At 41.7% G+C, this 21,017-nt stretch carries 20 protein-coding genes, 1 pseudogene and 1 riboswitch; of the genes and pseudogenes, 17 read left to right on the top strand and 4 right to left on the bottom strand.

Annotation, left to right across the window (positions count from 1 at the left end):
• Positions 1–234: 234 nt before the first annotated feature.
• The 5 genes from AC0TWI_RS07415 to AC0TWI_RS07435 all read left to right on the top strand — a co-directional run bounded on the left by AC0TWI_RS07415 (position 235) and on the right by AC0TWI_RS07435 (position 3,645).
• Positions 235–729 (top strand): RNA polymerase sigma factor, encoded by a 495-nt coding sequence (locus tag AC0TWI_RS07415; protein WP_488125704.1) that lies wholly within the window; start codon positions 235–237, stop codon positions 727–729.
• The gene (locus AC0TWI_RS07420) at positions 726–1,274 is read left to right on the top strand and encodes a zf-HC2 domain-containing protein (protein WP_488125705.1); all 549 of its coding nucleotides are present in this window, start codon (positions 726–728) and stop codon (positions 1,272–1,274) included. The genes AC0TWI_RS07415 and AC0TWI_RS07420 overlap by 4 nt, the downstream gene beginning before the upstream one ends.
• A 2-nt stretch (positions 1,275–1,276) precedes the next feature.
• Entirely contained in the window at positions 1,277–1,993 is a 717-nt protein-coding gene (locus AC0TWI_RS07425) for a YfjL-like protein (RefSeq protein ID WP_488125706.1), read from the top strand.
• Positions 1,994–2,278: 285 nt separating this feature from the next.
• Complete coding sequence (locus AC0TWI_RS07430) at positions 2,279–2,941, top strand: vWA domain-containing protein (RefSeq protein ID WP_488125707.1); 663 nt, start codon at positions 2,279–2,281, stop codon at positions 2,939–2,941.
• Positions 2,917–3,645 carry a vWA domain-containing protein gene (locus tag AC0TWI_RS07435; RefSeq protein ID WP_488125708.1) on the top strand — a complete coding sequence of 243 codons (729 nt, stop codon included), beginning with the start codon at positions 2,917–2,919 and terminating at the stop codon, positions 3,643–3,645. Before AC0TWI_RS07430 ends, AC0TWI_RS07435 begins: the two co-directional genes overlap by 25 nt.
• Before the next feature lie 378 nt (positions 3,646–4,023).
• Here AC0TWI_RS07435 and AC0TWI_RS07440 read toward each other — a convergent pair whose 3' ends face one another.
• The 3 genes from AC0TWI_RS07440 to AC0TWI_RS07450 form a co-directional block, all read right to left on the bottom strand.
• Positions 4,024–4,311 (bottom strand): hypothetical protein, encoded by a 288-nt coding sequence (locus AC0TWI_RS07440; RefSeq protein WP_488125709.1) that lies wholly within the window; start codon positions 4,309–4,311, stop codon positions 4,024–4,026.
• An 82-nt stretch (positions 4,312–4,393) separates the two neighbouring features.
• Positions 4,394–4,726 carry a chaperone CsaA gene (gene csaA / locus AC0TWI_RS07445; protein ID WP_488125710.1) on the bottom strand — a complete coding sequence of 111 codons (333 nt, stop codon included), beginning with the start codon at positions 4,724–4,726 and terminating at the stop codon, positions 4,394–4,396.
• Positions 4,727–4,849: 123 nt separating this feature from the next.
• Positions 4,850–5,551 (bottom strand): AraC family transcriptional regulator, encoded by a 702-nt coding sequence (locus AC0TWI_RS07450; protein ID WP_488125711.1) that lies wholly within the window; start codon positions 5,549–5,551, stop codon positions 4,850–4,852.
• A 73-nt stretch (positions 5,552–5,624) separates the two neighbouring features.
• Between AC0TWI_RS07450 and AC0TWI_RS07455 the strand changes: the two genes are divergently transcribed.
• The 12 genes and pseudogenes from AC0TWI_RS07455 to AC0TWI_RS07510 all read left to right on the top strand — a co-directional run bounded on the left by AC0TWI_RS07455 (position 5,625) and on the right by AC0TWI_RS07510 (position 20,102).
• Complete coding sequence (locus AC0TWI_RS07455; RefSeq protein ID WP_488125802.1) at positions 5,625–5,795, top strand: hypothetical protein; 171 nt, start codon at positions 5,625–5,627, stop codon at positions 5,793–5,795.
• Positions 5,796–5,860: 65 nt separating this feature from the next.
• Positions 5,861–6,282: pseudogene (locus AC0TWI_RS07460) on the top strand (helix-turn-helix domain-containing protein).
• Between the two features lie 496 nt (positions 6,283–6,778).
• Positions 6,779–8,623: a hypothetical protein gene (locus AC0TWI_RS07465; protein WP_488125712.1), complete on the top strand. Its 1,845-nt coding sequence runs from the start codon at positions 6,779–6,781 to the stop codon at positions 8,621–8,623.
• A 30-nt stretch (positions 8,624–8,653) separates the two neighbouring features.
• On the top strand, positions 8,654–9,994 hold the full coding sequence (locus AC0TWI_RS07470; RefSeq protein WP_488125713.1) for an ABC transporter substrate-binding protein: 1,341 nt from the start codon (positions 8,654–8,656) through the stop codon (positions 9,992–9,994).
• A 67-nt stretch (positions 9,995–10,061) separates the two neighbouring features.
• Positions 10,062–10,937: a carbohydrate ABC transporter permease gene (locus AC0TWI_RS07475; protein ID WP_488125714.1), complete on the top strand. Its 876-nt coding sequence runs from the start codon at positions 10,062–10,064 to the stop codon at positions 10,935–10,937.
• Positions 10,938–11,768, top strand: a complete 831-nt coding sequence (locus AC0TWI_RS07480; RefSeq protein WP_488125715.1) for a carbohydrate ABC transporter permease — start codon at positions 10,938–10,940, stop codon at positions 11,766–11,768.
• A 135-nt stretch (positions 11,769–11,903) separates the two neighbouring features.
• Positions 11,904–12,815 carry an acetylxylan esterase gene (locus tag AC0TWI_RS07485; protein WP_488125795.1) on the top strand — a complete coding sequence of 304 codons (912 nt, stop codon included), beginning with the start codon at positions 11,904–11,906 and terminating at the stop codon, positions 12,813–12,815.
• A gap of 140 nt (positions 12,816–12,955) precedes the next feature.
• On the top strand, positions 12,956–13,645 hold the full coding sequence (locus AC0TWI_RS07490; protein WP_488125716.1) for an N-acetylmannosamine-6-phosphate 2-epimerase: 690 nt from the start codon (positions 12,956–12,958) through the stop codon (positions 13,643–13,645).
• Between the two features lies 1 nt (position 13,646).
• The gene (locus AC0TWI_RS07495) at positions 13,647–14,549 is read left to right on the top strand and encodes an ROK family protein (RefSeq protein WP_488125717.1); all 903 of its coding nucleotides are present in this window, start codon (positions 13,647–13,649) and stop codon (positions 14,547–14,549) included.
• Positions 14,550–14,552: 3 nt separating this feature from the next.
• Positions 14,553–15,407, top strand: coding sequence for a MurR/RpiR family transcriptional regulator (locus AC0TWI_RS07500; protein ID WP_488125718.1), 855 nt, complete (start codon positions 14,553–14,555; stop codon positions 15,405–15,407).
• 504 nt (positions 15,408–15,911) lie between these two features.
• Positions 15,912–16,018, top strand: a riboswitch (cyclic di-GMP riboswitch).
• Between the two features lie 252 nt (positions 16,019–16,270).
• Entirely contained in the window at positions 16,271–18,322 is a 2,052-nt protein-coding gene (locus AC0TWI_RS07505; RefSeq protein ID WP_488125719.1) for a methyl-accepting chemotaxis protein, read from the top strand.
• An 88-nt stretch (positions 18,323–18,410) separates the two neighbouring features.
• Entirely contained in the window at positions 18,411–20,102 is a 1,692-nt protein-coding gene (locus AC0TWI_RS07510; protein ID WP_488125796.1) for an amidase family protein, read from the top strand.
• Positions 20,103–20,277: 175 nt separating this feature from the next.
• Here AC0TWI_RS07510 and AC0TWI_RS07515 read toward each other — a convergent pair whose 3' ends face one another.
• Positions 20,278–21,015, bottom strand: a complete 738-nt coding sequence (locus tag AC0TWI_RS07515) for an SDR family oxidoreductase (protein ID WP_488125720.1) — start codon at positions 21,013–21,015, stop codon at positions 20,278–20,280.
• Positions 21,016–21,017: the final 2 nt, after the last annotated feature.

Raw genomic sequence — 21,017 nt, forward strand, 5'->3', positions numbered from 1 at the left:
AAAAGACTCGTCATATTCAGACGCAAAAAAACACCTCAAAAGTTAGATTTTCAACTTTAACTTTTGGGGTGCACTACGCCATATGGCTGGCGATTATTTAATACTTAACTATGGTGCAACAATAAAGAAATGAGTCTAAAATATGAAAAATGATGAGAAATAACTTCAAAGAGTTGTAACGAAACATGTAAACAAGGTATTAATACTAAGAACAGGCAAGAGAGAGAGGGCGTTATGAAGAAGCTTGAAGAAGAATACGAGGAAATCCAACCAAAAATCTATGCGTTTTTTTATGCCAAGACAGGTAATCATGAAACCGCTCAAGATCTTTGCCACGATACCTTTTATGAGGCTTGTAAAAACATCGCATCATTTAATGGCACTTCCACTTTATCGACTTGGATGTTTTCGATCGCAACGAACCTATTGAAAAAGTATTACCGTAAAAACAAATATCAGCTTAGCTTAATGCAAAAACTTTCTGCGGTACCGGAAACGGAAATTCATTCATTGGAAGAGCTGGCAGAAATCAAGGAGGATACGAAAAAACTGTTGCATCATATTTCAAAGTTGGAAGATTCGGCGAGAGAGATTGTACTGCTGCGCATATACGGGGAGCTGAGTTTTGCAGAGATTGGTGTATTAATCGGCAGATCTGAAAATTATGCACGTGTAACATTTCACCGTCTAAAAATACAAATTCAAAATTCAATGGAGGGGACTTTATGAACACCGGATGTTCGGTGACGCAAGATCTACTGCCTTTGTATGAAGAGGGATTATTGCAACCAGGTACTCAACGGTTTGTTGAGGAACATCTGCAAAGCTGCCAGGAATGCCGGCATATCGCAGAGAAGTCAAAAATTCCACTGCCCGCGGAAATAAGACCGGGCTTTGCTTCTAAAAAAATGATTCGGAGTATAACGGTGAAATTGACGACAATACAGATTTTCTTTGTAGCAATTGCCTTTATATTGGCGATGAGCACGACCATTATGAATGACAATAGCGGCTTTATCCTGACCTATGCAATTTTGGGGGCGGTCACGTATCTGTTTTACCGATCGGTGCTCGTTGCCGTCCTGCTTGCAAGCGTACCAAATTTCATATGGAATTGCCTATTATATATGACGGATTGGTTCGGCGAATTTTATGCTGAAAGTTTTTCAGAAGCTCTTCAAATCGCACTGACGACCTTAATTATCCATCTGCTATTTACTTTTATCGGAATCCTTGTCGGCTTTTGCATGATTAAAATAAGAGAGGAAAATTAGTTATGAAAAAGAAAATAATATACGGTGTGATTGCAATTTCATTAATTGCCGTCTTAGTGTTTGCCTACATGCAAATGAGCGGAAATACAATTGACAGACACAAAGCAAAAGAGAGTCTGGTGGAGTTTTTAGAACAAACTTATCCGAACATGGACTACGAAATCAAGCGATCGGTAGGGTATGGATGGACGGATGGCACTTATGAATTTAAAGTAGTGAAAAAAGAATCGGCAGCAGTTGAAAACACCTATACGTTCTATGTCTCGGCTTTCGAACCATATGAAGTGTTCAGTGATACAATCCATGAATCCAAGATAGACAAAGAGGCATCAGTGAAGCTAAACGCGGAGGCAGAGCAGTATATTCTAACGCTCCTCCAGGAAAAAGTGCCGCAGGTCGGTTCAGTGGATACTGATGTGGAAGTGTACAGTAAAATTGCTGAGGAATGGACGCCGCAGTTGAAAACACCGAAGCCGATTCTCATTATGCTGGAACTTGAAAAAGGCGATTTGACAAAAGAACAGATATTGCAGCAGTGCAAGACTATGCAAAAGCTATTAAATGACGAATCGATCGATTATTATCTTGCCGAGGCGGGATATCGCAGTATGGTAAACGGGGAAGAAAATATTGAGTACATCAGCTTTACCCCAGACCAGAAATTGACGATTGATAATCTAAAGTTTAGTGTGATTGATAAGCCAGGGGTTAACAGATGATTTTGATAGGCTTTCATGGAAGTATGATGAGTCACTTGATCAACTATGAAAAGCGACCGATTAAATGGTCGCTTTTTTTCGTTACACCATGCTTTTACCAACCGCCGTCAAGCCCCCGTTAAACCGCTCCTGCACCAAAGCCGAGAACGGCATAAAAATTATACTGCCGTTCTTAAATTGGATTGTTTTTAACAGATGAATTGATCAAATACTCTTCCTTTTCTGCACAACTTTACTATAATTAACGATAGAGCACCGATCAATTGCGAAGAGGTGAATAGGAGTTTGAAGCAATACATTAAGATGATGTCCAGCACGCTGCTTGTCGCTTTGGTCTTGTTGATAACGGGCTGCCAGTCTGGTAATCCAGCAAGCCAAGAGAAAGAGGCCGAAGTTAAAAATGAGGATAGTCAAGAGGCGGAAATCAAGGAAGCCAAAAAGGAGCTTGGCGTGGAGTGGGCGAAAGCTGTGCGTGCAATTCCGTTAACATTGAAGGAAGTTGTGGAGTATCCAGTTGGAAAGTTTGCGTCGGAAGACGGTAATGTGCCGGAAGCGGAATTGCAGGAGATTACGAGTGATATCCCTGCCTTCGCCGAAGATGCAAGCGGAGAAGAACTGGAAAAGCTTTTTAAATATCTGTATTCGCTCTTTAAGATGGAATATCAAGATCCGCTGACGCTATTGCAGTCAACAGAAATAACAGAGGGGCCGGATGGCGAAAGTGGAGCTGAACAGAAAGCATCCTATAATGTAGTGATTTTATTGGATGCGAGCGGAAGCATGGCGAATAAAATCGGTTCTCAGACACGGATGCAACTGGCGAAGGAAGCCATCCGCAATTTTGCATCAAGCCTGCCAGCGGAGCGAATGTGGGACTGCGAGTATATGGGCATAAAGGAACTGGATCAGAGGCAGACAAGGCTATGTCGTGTGAATCAAATGAATTGATTTATCCGATCCAGTCTTATAATCAGGAAAGTCTTTCTGGGGCATTGGATCAATTCGACCCGGCAGGATGGACGCCGCTTGCTGGAGCCATTGAAAAAGCGCAGCAAGACCTGGAAAAATTCGCAGGAGCCGATGACGAAAATGTTATTTTTGTCGTCAGTGATGGGGTGGAAACTTGTGGAGGGGATCCGGTCCAGTCCGCATCCGCCTTAAAGGAATCAGGGATCTCCCCGATTGTGCATATTATCGGTTTTGACGTGGCAAGCAAAGAAGAACAGCAGCTTCAGGACGTGGCGAAGGCGGCCGGAGGGAGTTATACAAATGCCCGGAACCATGAACAATTGAAGGCCGAATTTGAAAAGACATTAAAAAGTGCAGAAGAGTGGCTTGATTGGTGGCTAAAAGAAAAAAACAATCTCGTTATGGATAAAGTGGCTGAAAGAGGCGGTATCGTAACTCATACTCAAAACTGGAAAGCACAAAATCGGGCTGAGTCTTACAAAATGCAAGGTGTCCTGTTGGAATTGCAGACACAAGGAAAAATCACAAGCTCTCAGCAAAACAAAATCATCGACATGAGGAATAATTATTATTGGGACATGGGTGACAAAGTGGATGAGATGTCAAATTACCTACTCTCCGAATCGTATAGCGATTGGTCAGAAAAGGAAAAGGAAATTAACCGGATTTATGATGAAAAGTAAGCGAAAAACGGCAGATGAGATAAAAAATACTCTTTCTGAAGAAGATCATTCAGAAGGAGTATTTTTCTTACAAAGATGATGGCCGGGATATAGTCGCTTTAGCCAGCGGGTGTTTGACACGCCTACGAGCACCACGCCTGCCACGACCATCCCAGCAGCAATCAGATTCATAATGCCTTATGGCAAAGTAAAAATGAGCACGGCGGTTTAGCGGGTAATCATGACAATACCTGGTAATGGTGTCATGGTCGGCATCGTCAGGAGAGCTATCCCGCTGCTACATGGCACTGAATAGAAGAAAGATTCCAAGTACCATCATCTCGATCTCTGCTAATTCAATATTGGACATCGGCTGGCCCTTCAATTATCGATAGAAATTCACGATGTTTTTTTCATTTTAAATCCAAATACAAGCGAAGCCGCTAATAGACAGATCGTAAGAAACCACGTCAGGAAAAAGGACAGGCCTAAGCCGATGTTGGCATCCTCGTACTGCATAATTTTGTTATCGAGTACTCCGTATATAACGGGACTGGCGATAACCAAATAAATGAGGCACGCGATGGCAAGCTGTTTTTTGCCTTTCCGTTTTGAACTTTTAAAGTAAATGAAAAACGGAACAAACAAAAGGAGTAAAGTGAGCAGCAATATAAAGTTCAATGACATATGAACGGCACCTCAGTCTAGGGTTTGGAATATGTAAAATACACTCAATTATATTGCAATTTAGGGTATGGTGCAATATAGGTCAGGAGATGCGTGTTCCATTTGAGATTGCTGTATCGGGCTTCAGCAGAACCACATCTCCTTCTTCCGGAACACCGCCCAGTACCAATACTTCAGATTTGAACCCGGCGATCCGCCTTGGAGGAAGGTTAACGATTCCCACCACTTGACGGCCGCAAAGCTGTTCGGGTGAATATCTTCTTGTAATTTGAGCAGAGGATTGTTTTATCCCGATCTCTTCCCCAAAATCGATTGTCAGTTTGATTGCGGGTTTTCTCGCTTCAGGAAAAGGTGTAGCGTCGATGACCGTGCCAACCCGAAGATCAAATTCAAGAAAGTCCTCAATGTTCTTCATGAAAATACCGCCTTCCAATTATATTCCTGCCAAACAGGGGTCCAACAGATACTGAAAAAAGAACCGCTAGACTTAGCATATAAAAACAGGAAGGAATTTTCTTTGCCGAGTTTAATCTTCTTTTTATCTATGGTTAAGAACCCTGTATTTTTGCGGAGAAATTCCCTCTGATTTCCCGAACCACCTTGTGAACGACGAAGAATTTTCAAACCGTAATTCTTCACTAATCTCAGACATGGACCACTCTGTTGAAGTTAATAATTGCTTCGCCTCTTTCAACCGCAGTTCAGCTATATAGTCTTTTGGGCTTTTGCCCGTTCTTTTCTTGAACCACGCTGAATAGTAGACGGGATGGTAATGCTCTATTTTTGCCAGCGTTTCTAGTCTTATCGGTTCCTTATAATGATCATGAATGTATTGAATCGAGGGAGGCATGGAGATATCTAGTTTGTTGGCCACGTATCTGGCCAAATGTTCCAAGGAGGAGGTGCTGTCTTGATTCTTCGCCTCTTCCAACAGCAAATAACGAATGGAAGCCCATTGCTCATCCACCTGCATATACATATCGTTTGCATGTTCCGGCAAGTAGTGTGTTGGTATATCCAAGATCAGAAATTCATTTCTGTCCCTGGAACGGTAGTTATGAACAAGTTGGGGAGGGATATAAAAGCAAGAGTCCGGATTAAGATTGATTTCCTGCTGCTTCGTTAGAAGGTCTAACGATCCTTTCAACGGAAAAAGAAATTGCCCATACTCATGTTGATGAGAGGTGAATTCCCTCGTATAAGATCTTTTCTCACATGTTACGTGGTTAACCATAGTCATTTTCCTCCTCACCATAAAGTATAATATAGACTTATCGCGGAAGTAAGTTTTTAACAAAATGAGCGGCTATATCATGATCATTACGATCTCTTTCTTGGATAAAATCCCTGCCGAATTCATGGAGCGGCCTGGCTGGATGGCGCTAGTGCCTGGCAAAAATTCTGGAAATCAGGTTTCCGTTAATCGCGCCAAATCGCCGGATAACCAGGGCGCAACTGCTGGTTGCCCCTTAATGCGCGCATAACGATCCTTACTTTAGCCGCTCAAACTACCAATACTGGAAGGAGGAAAGGTGATGAACAATATGTTTTGTGTGAACGCTTAAAAAGAGAACGAGAAAAAAGAGGATGGTCTCAAGCAGACCTTGCAGAAAAAATGTATGTTAGTTGCCAGTCCGTTTCAAAATGGGAAACGGGTAAAAATTCTCCCAACATTGAAGTGATCATTGAATTAAGTGATTTGTTCGATATCACAATCGATGAATTATTAAGGAGAGTGATGAGGATTTGAAAGAAAAGATTATTAAAGACAGCAAACAGCGGAACTTTCTAAATTGGATAGCTTATTTTATGCTTATTGTCGGTTTGTTGTCAGGGATCCTACTTGTAAGTGTTCTTAAAAATGGAGAAATAAATTGGACAGTAACAGGTGCTAGTTTAGCATTCTCAGTATTAGTATTCTTTGCTTTATTGCTTATTCGTGTTGAAGTAAACAGGGCAGCTGTTAAATAAACGAACGCTTTAATGACAGGTGCTGTATGTTCTTTTTACCGGAACGACAAAACCACGCTCCTTTTTCTAGGAACGTGGTTTTGTCGTTCTATCCGAGAATAACGGGCAGCCATTCGAGAATAACAAGCGTCTTTTGTAGTGGAGATAGGAGAATGATCTCTTCTTATAACACATAGAATGAAATGAAGGAAAATTTTTTCCTAATTAGATATTAAAGTGGACAATTTTTCCTAAGTTAAATATAATGAAAATTACAACCAATCATATTAATCAGAATTTAAATGGATTCGAGGAGAAAGAAGTGCTTCTCTTTTTTGGTAGTGTCGGTACAGGGTGTTTTCGGATTGATCTTCACCCTAGCAATAGGATGGAGACATACATTGATTTTTCCCGCTTATCCTTTCCAAATTCAAAAATGTAAGCCCTGCCATCAAAGCGAGGGATAGGAGAAGCATGGCCACAGATATATAAGGTTTAGAAAATAGGGGGGGTAAAAATGTACGCAATTATTGACGAGACAAAACAAATCGAAAAGTATATTGCCGGTGAGTTTCGCTACTTACAGTATGAGGATATCATGGCAGGGGAGTTAAATTGTTACTCATGTATCTTTATAAATGGCAATGAAGATGGTCAGCCCAAAAAGCTTCCTTATGCTGTTATTCAAAAGCTATGGAAATACGTGGAGTCCGGAGGCACATTATATGGTGAATTGATTAACAGCGAAGACTTTCCTTCTTCACGGCTAATTGGCTTAAAACAAGACTTTCCCGTAACCAATCATCGATTGGACAAATTGAAGGTAACTTTCAGCTCTCCCTACTGTGTAGAAGGAACGCTGCTGGAGTGGCAGGGGCCCTTTATATCAGGCTTTACTTTTGATACAGATGTTCTGTTGGAAATTGGACTATTCCAAGAAACCCATCGATCAATGGCTAAGGGAAGTAATCCGGGGTTGATAGTAAATAAGGTTGGCAAAGGCATGGTTATATACGCTGCCTTCTCTTTTCTCGCAAATAAACAGCATTGGACATTAAGACCTCACTGGGCTTGGAAAAGAATAATTGAATTGTTAAGAGATGTTTATAAACTGCCGCTAAATAATATAGAGCCAGTTCTGGGACTCTCGGATGACACTGAAGTAAGCAAGGTGATAGAAAGAGGTATCAGCTGGTTTTTGAACTCAGGAATTTTACCGAAAGAGGACGGAAGTTTAGGGGTGTTCGAGAATATCCACTCCATCAGAGGTGATGTAGGGCAAGATATTAGGCCAGACTGTAATGCCCATACGGCTCTATTGTTTTATTTATACGGTGAATACGTACAGGATAAAAAATGGATTACCTTTTCAGATAATATATTGAACTACTTGTTCAATGAAGGCTTTCAAGATACAGATGAGGACTCTACAACCTACGGATTTTGGAAATGGTTTAAGTTTCCGAAAGAGAAACCGGACCAAATTTTTTCAGACGACAATAGCTGGGTAGCCCTCATCTTACTCTATCTTTATAGAAAAACCGGTAATGAGGAATACAAGAGGCGAGGATTAATCACTGCATATGCCTTGCTCGAAACTCAGAATGTCAATGGGTTGCGGCCAGAGGTTCTCCGGGAGAAAGACTTAGCGGAAAAGGGACGTGAACACTACAGACAATCGACGGAATCAAGCATGAATCCGCATTTCGAAAGCATCGTTCACGCTGCATTCTTACAGGCCTACCTAGTGAGCGATGATCGAACCTTTTTAGATGTTTCATTAAAAGGCACACGCTTTTTGCTCCGGAATAAAGAAAGAATGAAGTACATGTATAGTAAAACGGCTGGCTATAGCAGGTTTCTGCTCGCGCTTGCCCAGTTGTATAGCATGACAAAAGATAAAGAGGTATATGCAGGCTTAAAAGAGATCATAAATTATTTGTCAGTGCATCAGCATGAGAAGGGTGGGATCCAGGAGGCAGATAACCCTGATCCAGATAGATATGGAACCGAAGATACAGGAGTGTTTTTGTGGAATGATGAGGGTATAGCGGATCAACTATATACGAATAATTTTCTAATTATGAATGGAAATGAAGCAGCCATTGCTACCCAAGATGATGAGGTGGAAGAGTTTTACGGCAAGTTGGTAGATTATATTTGTGCTATCCAAATCACATCTGCTAAGCCTGAATTTGAGGGGGGGTGGATGCGATCATTCCATCTGCATAAGGATGAATACTTCGGCAATAACGGGGATACGGGATGGGGTCCTTACGTAATTGAAAGCGGCTGGACACCTGCTATTATTTTGTCAGGATTAATCCTTAAAGAGTTAAACCAGTCATTAATAGATAAGTAAGCAAAATCCAAAGGAGAGAGTGGGAATCCTATGAAAAAGTTTTTATTAATCGTAATGATATTATCGCTCTTTATTGTCGGGTGTAGTTCGAAAAACAGCAGCAGTTCCGGTTCCTCCGGTAAAAAGAATGAAAAGGTCACTGTCGAGGTAATGATGTTTGAAGGCGGATTTGGTTCTGAATGGGTGAAGGACTCTGCAAAGACATATATGGAGAAAAACGAAAATGTTGAGATTAAGGTAACCGCAAGCCCTGATATCCATACTCAATTGCAGACAAAGTTTTTATCAAAGGATGTTCCGGATTTAGTGAACCCGGGTCCTAGTTTCGATATTCAAGGTATCATTAATGAAGGAATGATTGAACCACTAGATGAAGCGCTGAAAGAAGATGCTTATGACAGCACTACTAAGTGGATCGATACTTTTGAGCCAGGACAATTTAATCTTAAAAAAGACGGAAAAACATATGGGATCCCTACCATCTTCTCACCGGGTTATATTTGGTGGTATGACGAAAAGTTGTTTGAAGATAATAATTGGGAACTCCCTAAGACTCAAGAGGATCTATACAAATTAAAAGATGAAGCAGAAAAAGCAGGAGTATCGGTTTTCTCTGTTCCAGGTAAGCATCCAGGCTACTATTACTATGGTATTTACTTGCCGCTCGTTGAGAGAATTGGTGGAAAGCAAGCAATTCTAGATGCGTTCAACCTTAAAGAGGGGGCATGGGAAGCACCTGCATTTGTAGAAGCAGCTAAAGAGTCACAGAGAATGGTAGACGAAGGACTTTTCATGAACGGGACATTTGGTCTTTCTCACACAGAAGCTCAAACTTTGTTTTTCCAACGTAAATCTCTTTTTGTAATGGCGGGTTCATGGTTAGAGGGCGAAATGCAGGATGTCATTCCAAGTGACTATAAATTAAGAGCACTGAATCAGCCTGCTTATGATGGAGGCAAAGGGGAACAGCTAGCGCCAATTTCTACTGGATGGGGCGGGGCATGGTACGTTCCGAGCGGTTCAAAAAACAAGGAGGAAGCAACTAAGTTCCTTAAGTTCCTTTCAAGTGAACAGGAAGTAGAGAAAATGGTGGCATCTAAAGGGCTGGCAAGCGTCATTAAAAACACCGATGATGCAATAAAATCCGAACCGCTTAAAAGTGCACTTGAAGTTTTGCAAGAGGCGGAAGGTTCTTACGCACCGACAGCTATGAATGATTCTTATCCTGAAATGGCTGGAAATATAATTAACGTTTATCAAAGTCTAATGCTGGGAGAAATCACCCCAGAAGAGTTCGCTAAACAAGCAGAAAAGTTTGCGGAACAGACTCGAAAGGATGACAACATAGAGAAGGTTGAATACTCCTGGTAATTATATATTTAAAGGGGGAGGTCTAAGAGTTCTTAGGCCTCTCTATTTTGAAAGGTTGGGCTCTCGGATGGTAAATAAAAGCGAAAGATGGTCTATTCTTCTATTCCTATTACCCGCTTCCATTTTATATCTGGTATTTGTTATATATCCCTCTTTCAACGCACTATTAATGAGTTTATATAACTGGCGTGGGCTTGGCACAAAAACATGGATAGGTCTAGGAAATTATAAAAGAATGCTAGAAGATGAGATCTTTATTAACTCATTAAAGGTTACTGGTAAGTATATCTTGATTCAGGTACCGGTAGTATTAATTCTATCGACTATAATTGCAATATCCATCTCGTATTTTCTAAGGACTAGATGGTTAAACATTTATCGATCCATCACTTTTTTTCCTTACATTCTTCCAGGCGTGGCTATTGCGATGCTTTGGTCTACAATCTTAAACCCAGTGAACGGCATGCTTAATGGTTTGCTTGATTTGGTTGGCCTTGATTTTCTCATGACGGAGTGGCTGGGAAGGACTGAAACTGCATTTGGAAGTGTTGTGTTTGTAAATGTTTGGGCCATGGTTGGTTTTTACAGCATTTTGATTCTAGCGGCTATCCTTAATATCCCACAGGATATTTTAGAAGCTGCAGAGATTGATGGAGCAACAAACTTTAAAAAGAGTATCTACATCACGCTGCCTATGTTAAAAGATATTATGCAGGTCGTTATTATTTTCACTTTGATAAATACACTTAAGGTTTTTGAAATGCCGCAGTTGTTGACAGGCGGGGGACCAAATCGGTCTACTCAACCGATTTCACTTTATATCTACGAACAAGCCTTTACCAATTTTAATTTCGGCTACGCGTCAGCGTTGGGGGTTATATTTCTAATTCTTACACTCATTGCATCGATGCTGACTTTGCGAATAACGAGGAGGGAAGGATAAATGCGTAGAGTCATCAAAAAAATTAGCGGACATCTTTTTCTTATCATACTTTCAATCTTGATCATTGTTCCTGTTCTTTGGGTGTTTGTTAACTCTGTTAAATCATCTGCTGATATTTTATTAAAGCCGCTGACCCTGCCTGCAGAAATCACATTTGACAATTATCGAAATGCTTGGGGCGAGGCCGGTTTAGGCAGTGGTTTTATCAACAGTATAATTGTAACAACGATTACTGTTGCATTAATCGTTGTTATTTCAGCCATGGCTGCTTACGTATTGAGCAGGAAGAAATTCAGATTTCGAGGTGTTGTTCGAAATGTATTTTTAATGGGTCTCATGCTGCCCACATTTTTGGCAATGGCTCCTTTATTTCTGTTGATGAATAGTCTAAATCTCGTGAATAGCATTCCAGGTCTGATTTTAGTGTATGTAGCCTATTCATTGTCCTTTACGATTTTTATGTTAATCGCTTTCTTCAATCAAATTCCCGATTCATTAGAAGAAGCTGCGATTATTGACGGGTGTGGACAGTTTCGTCTTTTTTGGAAGGTAATGTTTCCACTTGCGAAACCAGGATTAATCTCTGCAGCGATCTTCAATTTCGTAGGAATTTGGAATGAGTATATTTTAGCTCTCATCTTGATAACAGACGATCATTTAAAGACATTGCCTGTTAAATTGGCGAATATCATGATGGTTCAACAATACCATACAGATTGGGGAGCGCTGTATGCCGGGCTAGTACTGTCATTCATCCCGGTTACAATATTTTACTTGCTATTCCAAAGACAGCTTATTGAAGGATCGACAGCTGGTTCTGTAAAGGAGTAGGTGTTTGAATGATCGCTGAAAAAATAGGGTTATTTTTCCATGCATCTCTATACAGAGAAGGGTGAGTTGGAGTGAGTCGATTGATTGGTGATTATTCGTTAGAAGAGTTAGCTATCTATACGCCGACATTAAAGAATAAGCCCCCCTGACTTCGATACCTTCTGGGAGATAGAAAAGAAACGAATCATAAACTCTCAGTATTCCGTAGATTATCGTTGGATAGAGTATCCGATTCCTCTTGTCGATGTTGCAGACCTCACCCTTTATAGTTGGGATGGAACGCCGATAAAAGGGATCTTGATCAGACCGACTAATAGAGACAAGGGACCGATCCTTGTGAGTTTCCATGGCTATACAGGTGGACGAGGGTTGCCCTCTGAATACTTAAAATGGGTACTTCAAGGTATAACGGTTATCGCATTTGACGTAAGGGGGCAAGGCGATTCTCCTGACCATGCCAATTATCCAAATGGCAGTAGAGTTGCTGGATGGATGACTTCTGGCATCATGGAAAAGGAATCCTATTACTATACAAATGTATATCGTGATATCATTGCGCAATTAACCTGGATTTTTTCAAGTGCTCCTGTCAAGCCAACCACATTGGGGGTTGCAGGCTCATCGCAGGGTGGAGGATTAGCTTTAGCAGCTGCAGGACTGGAAAAGAAAGTACAATTTGTCGTTAGCGATTGTCCGTTCATTACTCATATGGAAAGAGCATTGGCTATCGCTTTATCTGGCCCGTATATGGAGATTATTAATTACATGAAATATCATAGTCCAGAAGGAAAAGCGAAGGAAGCGATCCTGCAATCTATCGCTTATGTGGATGCACTGTATTTTTGTCCGCGTATTCAAGTGCCTGTACTCATGTCAATAGGCTTAAAAGATTCGGTTACTCCTCCGTCGACTGCATTTGGAGCATTTAACCATATCGCGAGTAAGTGTAAAGATATTTGCACTTATCCATACTATATACATGAGCCGATTCCATTTCATGAAGAAAAAAAGATGGCCTTTATTCATCAACAAATACAAGGTATGTAAGCCTGCATTCATAAACATGGACACGCGTCCCAGGTAGCCAAATGTCCATGAGGTTTCGCAGGAGATTCATAGGTTCAAAGAGATGATCGTTGAGACAATCGCCATTTTATATAATCATCTATACATCGGAGAGGAAATCTATGAAAAATAATAATATGATTTTGCAAGCTATTAAAGGTCAATTGATCGTCTCATGCCAGGCCTTGCCGGAGGAGCCGCTGCACAGCCCGTTTATCATGGGGCGGATGGCGAAGGCGGCGGAACTCGGTGGAGCGATGGGCATTCGGTCGAATAGTGTGGAGGACATCCGGGAAATCAAGACTGTCACAAAACTGCCGGTCATCGGGATCATCAAAAAGATCTATGGAGATTGTGATGTGTTCATCACGCCGACACAAGCGGAGGTCGATCTTTTGTATGCGGAGGGTGTAGATATTATTGCGATGGATGCAACGCTCCGTGTGCGGCCGGACGGGAATACAGTCAGGGAGCTGTTCCCGGCAGTTCGGGCGAAATATCCGAATCAGCTTTTCATGGCAGACTGTGCCACATATGAGGATGCTGCTGTTGCCTATGAGTTAGGCTTCGATTGTATCGGCACAACATTATGCGGATATACCGAGGAGACCAAAAATACCCAGCTGCCCAATATGGAACTGGTAGAGAGATTAGTGAAGAATTTTCCGGTGCCAATTATCGCAGAAGGCGGGATTTGGACGCCGGAGCAACTCCGCGGAGTATTTGATAGAGGCGTTCACGCGGCAGTCGTCGGTACAGCGATTACGCGGCCGATGGAAATTACCCGCAGGTTTTCCGAGGCGATACAGTAAGATGAAAGCGATGAAAATATTGGGCGTTGATATAGGTGGCACTTCAATTAAGCTTTGCCGATCTGATGCTGCTGGACAGATCGATCTCTTCGAGGAATATGATTCTGATGCCAAAAAGGGTGGCCCCCATCTTTTTGAGAGGGTTTCTAGTATAATAGAGAATCATAATGGATTTGATGCGATTGGCATTAGCACTGCCGGACAAGTGAACCCGGCGGATGGCTCGATTTTATATGCGAATGAGAACATACCGAATTATACGGGGATGAAAGTGAAAGCGCTGCTTGAGGAACGTTTTCAGGTGCCGGTGAAAGTGGAGAACGATGTGAATGCGGCAGCGCTTGGAGAGAAATATTTCGGTGCCGGGAAAGAGTGGAATGATTTCATCTGTCTGACGTATGGAACCGGAATTGGCGGGGCGATCATTATTGATTCCGGCATCTATGGCGGCAAAAGTGGAATTGCTGGTGAGATGGGGCATATGATTACGCATCCTTACGGGCTCGATTGCAATTGCGGTAAACAAGGCTGTTATGAGATGTATGCATCAACGACTGCACTTATCAGGGAGGCCCGGTCCATAAATCCGAATATGACAGACGGCAGAACGATCTTCACCTTGTATAAGCAGAAAAATGCCGGAATGGCAGGTGTTGTGGAGCGCTGGATTGAGGAAGTTGTGCTCGGTCTGGTGACACTCGTCCACATTTTCAATCCACCGGCCATCATTTTGGGCGGCGGTGTCATGGAGCAGGAAACCATTCTGGAAAAGATAGAGGAACGGTTGAAAGATATGGTGATGGTGAGTTTTTCTGATGTGAAAATCCGAAGGGCGGCACTTGGGAATAAAGCGGGTGCGTTGGGCGCAGCCTCACTGCACCTCCTATCCTCTGCGAAGGAGTAAACGATGGCGAATATAGATCTGTTTTCTAAAATGAAGTCTAGGTATCAGTCTTTTACAAATACGGAAAAAAAGGTTGCCGACTATATCTTTGAGCATACGAAGAGCGTCGTGTACATGTCGATCACAGACTTGGCGGATGTTTGCAGGGTAGGAGAGTCGAGTATTTTCCGTTTTTGCAAGTCAATGGGTTTCAAAGGATATCAGGAGTTTAAGATTGCGCTAGCGCACAGTACGACCTTGGAAGATGAAACCCCTCAGCTTTCGAATGAAATTACAATGCAGGACAGCATTCCGGAATTGTCATCCAAGGTGTTGCGTGCAACGGTCAATGCGCTGGAGCAAACACACAGCCTTTTGCAGGAAGATGAGGTTTCTCGGGCAATTGATTATTTGGTGAAGGCTGAGAGAATTCACTTTTTCGGGGTAGGGGCGTCTTTGATGACCGCAATGGAAGGGAAAAATAAGTTCATGAGAATTTCGAATAAAACCGAGTGTTCGATTGATTCCCATTTGCAGATCATGTCTGCTTCATTGTCGTCAGAAAAGGACGCGGCTATCCTCATCTCGTATTCAGGCTCGACAAAAGATACAATAGCCGTGGCCAAAGTGCTTGAGGAACGGAAATGTCCTGTCATCTCGATCACCCGGTTTGCCAAGTCTCCCATCACTGAGTATTCAGATGTCACCTTGCTTTGCGGTGCCAACGAAGGCCCTCTTCAGGGTGGGAGCATCAGCGCGAAAATATCTCAGCTCTATTTATTGGATGTCTTATATGCAGAGTATTTTAAGCGGACGAAAGAGGAATCGATCACGAACAAGGAAAGAACCGCTAAATCGGTAACCGGAAAGATGGTATAAGGTAGTTTTTAGAGTTCCTTCAACGAGGCTTTGCAGCGACGAATTGCTGCAAGGCCTTTTTTTGCGTAGAGCTATAGATGCTTGAATGAGAAATACGAAAACAAGACGTAAGGGAAGAAAGGACAATTATATATTAAATTTCTCTCCTGAATTAGGTGTTTTATCCCATAAGGCGAGGGGGCTTATGGAAGGCTCCCTTCTAGTACTTTTGGGCTATGTGGATGTGCAGTATAAGAATCTATTTTGGTACCAAACAATATTGTTTTCAAAAAGCCTATTAAAAATTGTTATTCCAGTCCGATATTAGTTTAGTGACCTAATTTCATAGGAAAACTGTGGGGAAACTACAAGCAATATCCGACTTCTGAACTAGTTGCAACCATTTAAGTTCATTCAGTAAAGAACATTCCTAATTTGAAAAAGATTACCTTTTTTGCTAAAAATGTTGAAATTTGTCGGATTATGTGAGATTATGGTCAAGCGTGATTTTAGTATTAGTTATATGGAAGATAAAGGCAAACTATTCCGAAAGGGTAGGACGCAAAGCCTAGGGTCTAAGGTTTAGAGATGGATGAATCCGTAATCTAAACGATGATCGCCTGGTTACCAAAGAGTGGATTAATGCATATTATTATCCTTTGTTTGGCTATTCTATATTTCATAGAGTAGTTTTTTTTTTGCAATTCTAATCCCAGGAATAAAAATTAATTACATAAACCTGTGTTGCTTTTTCGTGAATTGTGAATGTAGGGTAATAATTTTGCTGGAAAAGGGATGAGACAGTAGTGAAATAAGCATGTAATGACTATGGAGCAGCAGGAATCTTGTGCTTGGGTTAATTAAAAATGGAAAGGTTAGGAGACATGAATAGAAAAGGATTTTCATTTAAAGCAAAGTTTTTAATTTTTTCCTTACTCTTATCACTAGTACCTGTTATTTTAATTGGCTTTTTAGTTAATAAAACGGTTGGTGATATAACTCAAAAAGATTATATCAATGCTAGTGAAAGAGAAATTAAACAGGTAGATAATGGAATTTCTTTGTATTTTGATTCTATTAGAGAGAATGTAAATTTATTAGCTACCAACCCAGAGGTAGTAAGTGCTGATTCAAGCATTACCTCTTATAAAGATATACCAGGAGAAGAGACAATCAACATGACCCCTTCAACAAATGGGGAGAAAGAAAAAGCAATATATAATGTACTCTATCAATTCGGTAAAAGTCATCCTAATGCAGCTTATGTTTATATGGGCACATCCGATGGGGGATATGTACAATATCCTGAGGGGCCTGTAGCGGCTGGTTTCGATCCGAGAGACCGCCCTTGGTATACTACCGGTATTGAAGAACCAGGGAAAGTAAAATTAACAAGTGCCTATGCCGCAACTGGGATTGAAGGAATTATTGTAAGTAATGTCGTTGCGATTGAAAAAGGCGGAAAACCAGCCGGAGTGCTAGGCCTGGATGTTAGTTTAGAAGGTTTGACCGATATTATTAAGGAAATCAGCATAGGTGAAAATGGATATGTAATTTTAGCGCAAGGTGATGGAACTATTCTTGCACATCCAAAGAATCCAGATATGAACTTTAAGCCAATTTCTGAGCTTAACGTTCCTGAACTAAAGGATTTAAGTAAAGATGGTTCATTTGAAACAAAAATTGACGGAAAAGACTATGTGTTAAACACAGTCTCCTCAAAAAATGAAGGCTGGAAATATATCGCTGTTGTTGAGAAGAGTGAACTTTTAGCTACTGCAAATTCTGTGCGCTCCAAAATATTCATTATCGGCGGGATTTTCGCTGTTATATCTGTGCTCATTTCCATCTTGTTTAGTTTAAGGATAACGGGGAGAATCAAAAGTATTAGTGATTTATCTCTAGCGATGTCCAAAGGTGATTTGACCCAATTAGTCAAGGTTACGTCAAATGATGAAATTGGAGAGATGGGTAAGAATTACAACATTATGGCTAGTAGTTTAAAAGAGACAATGAAAAAGATATCGCTTGAATCGCAGCAATTGTCGGCTACATCTGAGGAGCTGGCTGCTTCTTCAGTCGAGAATCAAGAAGCCTCCAATCAAATCACGGAATCAATTCAAGAAGTTGCCAGCGGAACTGACGATCAGAACGCCGCTATGAAGAATGCAGTAGATATTATCAATGAAGTATTTAAGCACGTTGATGATGTTACATTGAGTATGAAAAATGTTACGGATACGATCCACCATTCAGCCGAATCCGCTAAACAAGGCAGTGAAGTTGTGAATCATACCGTAAAGCAAATGGGTGAAATAGATAAAAATGTAACCTCTTCTGCCCAAAAAATTAGCGTATTGAATGAGAAATCGAACGAAATTGGCCAGATAAGCCTAATCATACAGTCCATTTCAGAGCAAACGAACCTATTAGCTTTAAATGCTGCAATTGAAGCTGCAAGAGCCGGCGAACATGGGAAGGGCTTTGCTGTAGTGGCAGATGAAGTAAGAAAGCTTGCAGAGCAATCAAGCCATTCAGCATTGCAGATCAATACGATAATTAATGACATAAAAGTTGGCATTGAAGATTCAATGAGTTTTGTAAATCAAGGGGCGAAATCTGCCAAAGAAGGAATGAAACTTGTTGATGAAAGTGGAAAAGCCTTTGGAGAAATTAAGGGTTCAGTTCTAGAGGCTACAACGAAAATATCTGAGGTTAGCCTAGCGATGGACAACATGAAGAAACATATAGAAGAAGTCGTCACCCATATAGAGAAAGTTTCAAGAACAAGTTTAGAGGTTAACGATTATTCACAAAATGTCGCTGCATCCTCAGAACAGATGAACGCCTCGATGGAACAGGTTTCATTGGCAGCTCAAGAGTTAGCAAGAATGTCCATAGAATTAGAGGAAGTTATTCAGCAGTTTAAATTGTAAACTGATGAATTCATCAACAAAATGGCTGGAAAAATTAATCTAATTTAAATATATATAATGGAAATATAGGAGGAACACCGTGTTTAAGATGAAGTCCAAGTTTAAAATTTTGATTGCGTTTATTTTAGTAATGTCCATGCTGCCTTTGGCAAGTGTTTCAGCAAAAGAAATCAAATTTGACCCGTTTGAAAAGAGTATAAGAGAAATTTCTGGTGCATTAAATAACAATCAGATTACCTCTGAGCAATTGGTTAAGTATTATCTAGAGCGCATAGAAAAGTATGACAAGCAAGGACCAACTATTAATTCAATCACTACTATTAATGAGCAAGCTTTAGAGATTGCAAAAGAATTGGATGCAGAAAGACAGAGTAAAGGCCCAAAAGGGATTCTCCATGGTATTCCAATCGTTGTTAAAGACAATATTGATGTAAAAGGAATGCCTACTACAGCAGGCTCAGTAGCATTAAAAAGCGCATATCCTGCCGATGACGCTTTTATCATTAAAAAGCTGAAGGATGCAGGTGCCATTGTCATTGCAAAAACAAACTTATCTGAGTTCGCAGCATCATATGGCCGGTTGGGATACAGCTCATTAGGCGGGCTAACTCTAAATCCTTATAATTTAAACCGAGACGCTTCTGGATCCAGCAGTGGTACGGCTGCGGCAGTAGCAGCGAATTTCGCCGTATTTGGACTGGGAACTGACACATCAGGATCAGTCCGTGGACCAGCTCATGTTACAGGTCTGGTCGGTATCCGTCCGACACTTGGTTTAGCAAGCCGCAGCGGGATCGTTCCGTCCTCGTTGAATTTCGACACTCCCGGACCTTTGGCAAGAAGTGTGGAAGATACAGCCATTGCATTGAGTGTGATGGCAGGTGCCGATGATAAAGATGACAAAACGTTGCTTGCAAAGGATCACATTGCCGAAGACTACAGTAAGTTCACAGATAAAAAGGCTATACAAAAAGCGCGGATCGGAGTAGCAGTTGACTTTTTTGGAGACAACAAAGAGGTGGACTCTATTACGAAAAAGGCGTTAGAAAAAATGGAGAAGAAAGGTACAGAGCTTATTAATGTATCTTTCTCGGAAAAAACGAAATACCTATGGACACCAGTCATTGGTCCTGTTAATGACGCAGATTTTAAAGTTCAATTGGAAGATTACCTTAGCCAATTCCCGGAAGATCAGCCGAGAACACTGGAAGAAATTATTAAAATCAGTGAATCACCAGAAGTTTTGAATTCACCGACTCCTGTAAATCCAGGGCGTATTGATGGCATGAAAACGGCCATGGAACAAGCTGCATTTAAGGACTCTGCAGAGTATAACAATATCGTAACGAAAGATATCCCTGAAGTGCGTCAGGAAATTGAAACAATGATGAAGGAAAATGATTTGGACGCAATTGTTTTCCCGACGATGTCCTGCCCGGCTTCACCAAGATTCGATAAGGAAGATCCGACTTACAAGTGTGATGCGTACGACACGTATGCTGCAAGTTATGTGGCATCGGCTGCGGGATTCCCTGAAATCACAGTGCCTGCCGGTGCAACGAAAGAGAAGGTACCTGTTGGAATTTCATTTTTAGGCACGGCATATAGTGAACAATCTCTATTCGATTTGGCCTATTCATTTGAACAGGCAACCGATGCTAGAACTCTGCCGAAAACAACACCTGATTTCAAAGTGGAGTTCGGCGATAAAACGCAATCTAAAGATAAAACTTCCTTTTGGGATGAGTTTATGAAGAGAATGCGAGAGCTGTTTAATTAATCTGTTTAATTGATAGTAAAAGACGCGTGAGAGATAGAATATATCTTTCACGCGTCTTTTTATCATTTTTCGGTTTATAAAGAGCGCAGTCTAACTGTACTATCAGACTTTTTTTCGAAACAACAGCTGGATTGTTTCTAGGCTCGATTGCCATATAGGAGATTTATGGATAGCGTCAAGCAAGTTGGGCTGTGTGCCGGATCACCAGCTCGTTCACATCAACATCTTCCGGCTGCTCTAACGCATAGGCTATGGCACGAGCGACTGCGGATGCCGGAAGAGCGTCACGCCGGTATGTTTTCATCAGTTCTCTGGCTTCGTCGTCCGAGATGCTCTCAGCGAGTTCGGACTCCGTCACTCCCGGAGAAACGAGCGTTACCCGGATGGTGCTGCCAACCTCCTGCCGTAAACCTTCCGTGATGGCACGAACGGCATATTTGGTCGCGCAATATACTGCTGCTGTCGGTGAGACAGCGTAGGCTCCGATGGAAGCCAAGTTAATGAAGTGACCGGATTGTTGTTTTTTCATAACGGGGAGACCCGCAGCAATGCCGTGAAGTACTCCGCGGATATTGACGTCGATCATGCGGTTCCATTCGTCGACCTTCAAGGCTTCAATGGAAGAAAGAGGCATCACACCCGCATTGTTCACGACAGCGTCCACACGACCGAACCGGCTTTGCGCCAAGTCAACAATCGCCTGCATCTGACCGATATCGGTTACGTCTAGCTGTTGATAAGCGACGGAACCTCCTTCAGCCTCAATGAAGGAGGCCAGTGCTTCCAATCTTTCTGCACGTCTAGCTCCAATGATGACATGGGCTCCCCGGCTAGCGAGAAGCTTCGCCGTTGCTTCACCAATCCCGCTGCTTGCCCCTGTGATCACAACTACTTTTCCACTGATTTTGGACATTC

It is taken from the genome of Lederbergia sp. B243.17, assembly GCF_057657925.1.

Coding starts and splice junctions, on each gene's coding strand:
- AC0TWI_RS07415 (WP_488125704.1), top strand. CDS start 235: ATGAAGAAGCTTGAAGAAGAATACGAGGAAATCCAACCAAAAATCTAT.
- AC0TWI_RS07420 (WP_488125705.1), top strand. CDS start 726: ATGAACACCGGATGTTCGGTGACGCAAGATCTACTGCCTTTGTATGAA.
- AC0TWI_RS07425 (WP_488125706.1), top strand. CDS start 1,277: ATGAAAAAGAAAATAATATACGGTGTGATTGCAATTTCATTAATTGCC.
- AC0TWI_RS07435 (WP_488125708.1), top strand. CDS start 2,917: ATGTCGTGTGAATCAAATGAATTGATTTATCCGATCCAGTCTTATAAT.
- AC0TWI_RS07440 (WP_488125709.1), bottom strand. CDS start 4,311: ATGTCATTGAACTTTATATTGCTGCTCACTTTACTCCTTTTGTTTGTT.
- csaA (WP_488125710.1), bottom strand. CDS start 4,726: ATGAAGAACATTGAGGACTTTCTTGAATTTGATCTTCGGGTTGGCACG.
- AC0TWI_RS07450 (WP_488125711.1), bottom strand. CDS start 5,551: ATGACTATGGTTAACCACGTAACATGTGAGAAAAGATCTTATACGAGG.
- AC0TWI_RS07455 (WP_488125802.1), top strand. CDS start 5,625: ATGATCATTACGATCTCTTTCTTGGATAAAATCCCTGCCGAATTCATG.
- AC0TWI_RS07465 (WP_488125712.1), top strand. CDS start 6,779: ATGTACGCAATTATTGACGAGACAAAACAAATCGAAAAGTATATTGCC.
- AC0TWI_RS07470 (WP_488125713.1), top strand. CDS start 8,654: ATGAAAAAGTTTTTATTAATCGTAATGATATTATCGCTCTTTATTGTC.
- AC0TWI_RS07475 (WP_488125714.1), top strand. CDS start 10,062: ATGGTAAATAAAAGCGAAAGATGGTCTATTCTTCTATTCCTATTACCC.
- AC0TWI_RS07480 (WP_488125715.1), top strand. CDS start 10,938: ATGCGTAGAGTCATCAAAAAAATTAGCGGACATCTTTTTCTTATCATA.
- AC0TWI_RS07490 (WP_488125716.1), top strand. CDS start 12,956: ATGAAAAATAATAATATGATTTTGCAAGCTATTAAAGGTCAATTGATC.
- AC0TWI_RS07495 (WP_488125717.1), top strand. CDS start 13,647: ATGAAAGCGATGAAAATATTGGGCGTTGATATAGGTGGCACTTCAATT.
- AC0TWI_RS07500 (WP_488125718.1), top strand. CDS start 14,553: ATGGCGAATATAGATCTGTTTTCTAAAATGAAGTCTAGGTATCAGTCT.
- AC0TWI_RS07505 (WP_488125719.1), top strand. CDS start 16,271: ATGAATAGAAAAGGATTTTCATTTAAAGCAAAGTTTTTAATTTTTTCC.
- AC0TWI_RS07510 (WP_488125796.1), top strand. CDS start 18,411: ATGAAGTCCAAGTTTAAAATTTTGATTGCGTTTATTTTAGTAATGTCC.
- AC0TWI_RS07515 (WP_488125720.1), bottom strand. CDS start 21,015: ATGTCCAAAATCAGTGGAAAAGTAGTTGTGATCACAGGGGCAAGCAGC.